Origin of the sequence: Mesorhizobium sp. (assembly GCF_017306585.1) — a bacterium.
Lineage (GTDB): Bacteria > Pseudomonadota > Alphaproteobacteria > Rhizobiales > Rhizobiaceae > Mesorhizobium.
The window spans coordinates 1-4,133 of the sequence record NZ_JAFKIC010000324.1; the positions used below are offsets into that span (position 1 = coordinate 1).

Genomic DNA, 4,133 nt, shown 5'->3' on the forward strand with positions numbered 1-4,133 from the left:
CTGCCCTGGAGATGAGTTGAGTCCATACTTGCCTCCTATATGCGCTCGCATAGGAAGAAATTCCAGTAGCGGACAGTCATATCAAAGGCGGAAAAATCAGAGCGCCGTGAAGTCCTGCATGCGCCAACCGCCGGCGCTGGCAAGGCACAGTTCGCCCTGGAACATGGCGACCCCGTCAAAGCTTTCACGCGACGCCTTGAAGCGGCGGCATGTCTGGCCACGGTCCTTCAGTTCCGCAAGTTCGGTGATGGAGCCGCGCGAGCCGGTGCCGGCATTCGCCCAGGGCACGGCCTGTCCGCCGAGCTGCTCGATATCGGCCGATGATACGGCGTTGCCGATCGTCGTCTGATCGGAGTCGCGATCCGAATCGGCCGGCTTGGCCGAGGCGGATGTGCTCGAGGTCAGGATCGAGCGGTCGACCTCGGCTTTTTCCAGGCTGAAGCCGCCCGCACCGCAAGCGGCAAGCGGCAAGGCGGCCGCCACGATCATCGCTTTCGCGCTGGCCGAAGCGATAACGCTCCATTGCCTGCTGTCAAAGGCTTGCGCGATACGCGACAATCGGCAATCCCCCTTTGCCCGGCCAAAATACCGGCTTCGTGACAATTTGAGAAAAACTATGAGTGATGCAGAGTTAACAAGCGGTGACTTTACCGAGGCCGCCGAGCCGTTTCGCCTCTTTGCCGCGTGGCTGGATGACGCCACGAAAAGCGAAATCAACGACGCCAACGGCGTAGCGCTGGCGACCGTCGATGCCGAAGGCATGCCGGATGTGCGGATGGTTCTGCTCAAAGGCTTCGATGAGAGTGGCTTTGTGTTCTACACGAATTTCGAGAGCGCCAAGGGCCAGGAGATTCTTGGCAGCATGAAGGCGGCCATGTGTTTCCACTGGAAGTCGCTGCGCCGGCAGGTGCGCATTCGAGGTCCGGTTGAGATTGTCAGCGACGCGGAAGCCGACGCCTATTACGCGACGCGGCCGCGCGGCAGCCGCATCGGCGCCTGGGCCTCGAAACAGTCGCGGCCGCTGGAAAGCCGGTTCGCGCTGGAGAAGGCGGTTGCCGAGTATACGGCCCGCCACGCCATCGGCGAGATTCCGCGTCCGAAACATTGGTCGGGATTCCGGATCGTGCCGAAGACGATCGAATTCTGGCACGACAGGCCGTTCCGGCTGCATGACCGCGTCGTTTTCTCGCGCAAGGACGGGGGCGGCTGGGACAAGACACGGCTTTACCCCTGAACCGGCCCCGGACGAGAGATTCTGCCTCAGACAGTCCCCTGGCTGTAATGCCTGGGCAATCAGGGCAATGGAAGTTCCGCTGGCGGGACTGCGGGGCTCAGGCGCCAACGTCTCCAGGCGGCAGAGCGTCGCCTCTCGAGAAGTGCTTTGAAGGAGAGCCCGGTGACCGACGCCAACGCAGCGGACAGACGTTTCGCCATACTGTCAGACCGTGAGATAGCCGAAATTCTTTCCGCGCGCGTCGGCGAGCACGGACAGGCGATGGGCGTGGTGGTCGGCATTGTCGAGCCCTCCGGGCGCCGCGTGGTCGCCCAGGGCCGCTTCTCCGAAAACGATCCTCGCCTGGTCGACGGCGATACGCTGTTCGAGATCGGCTCGATCACCAAGGTCTTCACGACGCTTCTGCTGGCCGACATGGCCAGCAAGGGTGAGCTGAGGCTCGACGACCCCGTTCAAAAATTCATGCCGGCCGGGGTTACGGTGCCAACGCGCAACGGCAAATTGATCACCCTGGCCGACCTTGCCAGCCATATGTCGTCGCTGCCGCGGCTGCCCGACAACATTGCACCGGCGGACAATGCGGATCCCTATGCAGACTATACGGTCGAGCAGCTCCACGAATTTCTCTCCAGCCACCAGTTGGCGCACGACATCGGCACGCACCATGAGTACTCCAATGTCGGTTTCGGGCTGCTGGGGCACGTTCTGGCGCGGCGCGCCGGGATTGGTTACGACCAACTGATCCAGGATCGCATTACCGCCCCGCTTGGGATGGACAGCACCGCGATCGCGTTATCCCCGGCATTGTCGGCAAGGCTCGCACATGGGCACGAACTAGGCCTGGAGCCCACCGCGAACTGGAATCTGCCAACGCTTGCCGGCGCCGGCGCCTTGCGTTCGACGGTTCGGGATCTGATCACTTTCATCGAAGCGGCATTCGACCGCACCTCGCCCTTGGCCGCAGCCTTCGACCTGACGCTGGGCACACGGCGGCCGCTCGGCGCGGATACGACGGAGATCGGCCTCGGCTGGATGATCGAGAAAACCGGCGGCGAGGAGATGGTCTGGCACAATGGCGGTACCGGCGGCTACTGCTCCTTCCTCGGCTTCCTGCCGAAATCCCGGCGGGGCGTGGTGGTTCTGGCGAATACGGTGACGGAGTTCGTCGACAATTTCGGCCGGCACCTGCTCGATCGCAAGACGGCGCTGGCCCCGCCGCCAAAGCGGCGCACCGAAATCAGCATCGATCCCCGGCTTTACGATAATTATGTCGGCCAATACCAATTGGCTCCAGGTGCGGTCATCGATGTGAGCCGGGATGGCGACCGTCTCATGGTGCAGCTGACCGGCCAGGAACAGTACGAGATCTTCCCCGAGGCCGAGCGCGACTTCTTCCTCAGGATTGTCGACGCCCAGATCACCTTTGAGGGATCAGGCCAGGCCGAAAGTCTTACTCTTTACCAGTCAGGCCAGCGGGTGCAGGCGCCACGTATCCCTTGACCAGCAAAACCGGTCAGGCCTTTTTCCGGGTCATGAAGGCGGTCAATGCGGCGCGCGCTTCGTCCGATTTCAGCCGCTGGCGGAAATGCTCGCTCTCCTCGCCGATACGAGCGACGAGGTCGTCGCGCGAGCCGCGCATGAGATCGCGCGCGATCTTCAGAGCCTCGGGCGGCTTGGCCGCGATCTGGCCGGCTGCGGCAAGCACCGAGGCTTCCAGTGCGCCTTCCTCGACCACGTCATAGATCAGGCCGGCGGCCTTCGCTCGCTCGGCCGAAAAGCCTTCGCCAAGGCCAAGCAGCGCGAACGCGCCCTGCTGCCCGAGAATGCGTGGCGCGAGCAGGCTCGATCCCGCTTCGGGCACCAGGCCAAGATCGACGAACGGCGTCCTGAACACGGTGCGCGGCGTGGCGAAGGTGAGGTCGCAATGCAGATTGATCGTCGTGCCAATGCCGACCGCGATGCCGTCGACGCCGGAGACGATGGGTTTTTCCACCCTGGTCAGCGCCATCAGGAAATCCCAGACCTCGGTTCCACCATCGCCGCCGGTGGCGATAACCATGAAGTCGGCAAGGTCGTTACCGGAAGAGAAAGCGCCCGGAACGCCAAGGAAGACATGGACGCGGATCGCGGGATCGGCGTCGCCTTCGGCAAGAGCCGACGACATCTTCGCGTACATGGCGCGAGTCAGCGCATTCTTCTTGTCCGGGCGGTTCATGCGGATGATCTGGATGGCGCCCTGGCGCTCGACGACAATATGGTCTGTCACGGTCTTTTCCTTGTGAAGGTCAGGCTGAGATCAGCGTCTTGCCGGCGTCGGCAAGGCTTTCGCCGCCATCGATGACGCGATCTTTCAAGGCGCGCGTTTCACCCAGCAGGTTTTCGGTGAAGAACCGGCAAAGGCCGATACGGGCCTGGTCCGCCAGCGCGCCGCGCGCCAGATAGGCGCCCCCGGCGGCAAGCGAGATCAGCCTGAGATATGGCGTCGCACCTGCCAACGCCTTGTCCGGCTGACCGTCAGCCGACTGCTTTTGCAGGAAGCGGGTCGCCAGCGTCAGATCGCCGAGGGCAGCGTCAAGGGCATCGGCGGTGCGGCCTAAACCTGGCAGGTTGGAGGTGCGCACGGCATTGGCAACGGCAGCCAGTTCGCCGATGAAGCCATGTACATGTTCGCCGCCGCCGAGCGGCAATTTGCGCACCACCAGATCGATCGCCTGGATGCCGTTGGTTCCCTCATAGATCGGCGCGATGCGGGCATCGCGATAAAGTGCCGCCGCTCCCGTTTCCTCGATGAAGCCCATGCCGCCATGCACCTGGACACCCAGCGAAGCCACCTCGACGCCGACATCGGTCGAAAACGCCTTGGCCAGCGGCGTCAGGAGATTGGCCCGGTCGCGCCAGT

Annotated in this window: 5 protein-coding genes; 2 read left to right on the forward strand and 3 right to left on the reverse strand. The window is 63.3% G+C overall.

All coding sequences use genetic code 11. The annotated features are described in order from the left end of the window. Nucleotides 1-96: 96 nt before the first annotated feature. Nucleotides 97-558: an RT0821/Lpp0805 family surface protein gene (locus J0I79_RS34065; RefSeq protein WP_292870258.1), complete on the reverse strand. Its 462-nt coding sequence runs from the start codon at nt 556-558 to the stop codon at nt 97-99. Nucleotides 559-616: 58 nt separating this feature from the next. Here J0I79_RS34065 and pdxH point away from each other — a divergent pair, with 58 nt between their 5' ends. Further along, on the forward strand, nt 617-1,234 hold the full coding sequence (gene pdxH, locus J0I79_RS34070; RefSeq protein WP_292870260.1) for a pyridoxamine 5'-phosphate oxidase: 618 nt from the start codon (nt 617-619) through the stop codon (nt 1,232-1,234). Nucleotides 1,235-1,396: 162 nt separating this feature from the next. After that, nucleotides 1,397-2,734: a serine hydrolase gene (locus J0I79_RS34075; RefSeq protein ID WP_292870263.1), complete on the forward strand. Its 1,338-nt coding sequence runs from the start codon at nt 1,397-1,399 to the stop codon at nt 2,732-2,734. Nucleotides 2,735-2,747: 13 nt separating this feature from the next. On the opposite strand, the gene J0I79_RS34080 is transcribed toward J0I79_RS34075, so the two are convergent. Together J0I79_RS34080 and J0I79_RS34085 are read right to left on the reverse strand one after the other, a co-directional pair. Beyond that, a complete protein-coding gene (locus J0I79_RS34080) occupies nt 2,748-3,500 on the reverse strand; it encodes a crotonase/enoyl-CoA hydratase family protein (protein WP_292870266.1) in 753 nt (250 codons plus the stop codon). A 19-nt stretch (nt 3,501-3,519) separates the two neighbouring features. Further along, nucleotides 3,520-4,133 (reverse strand): acyl-CoA dehydrogenase (locus tag J0I79_RS34085; RefSeq protein ID WP_292870269.1); only part of this gene is annotated, 614 nt, incomplete at its 5' end.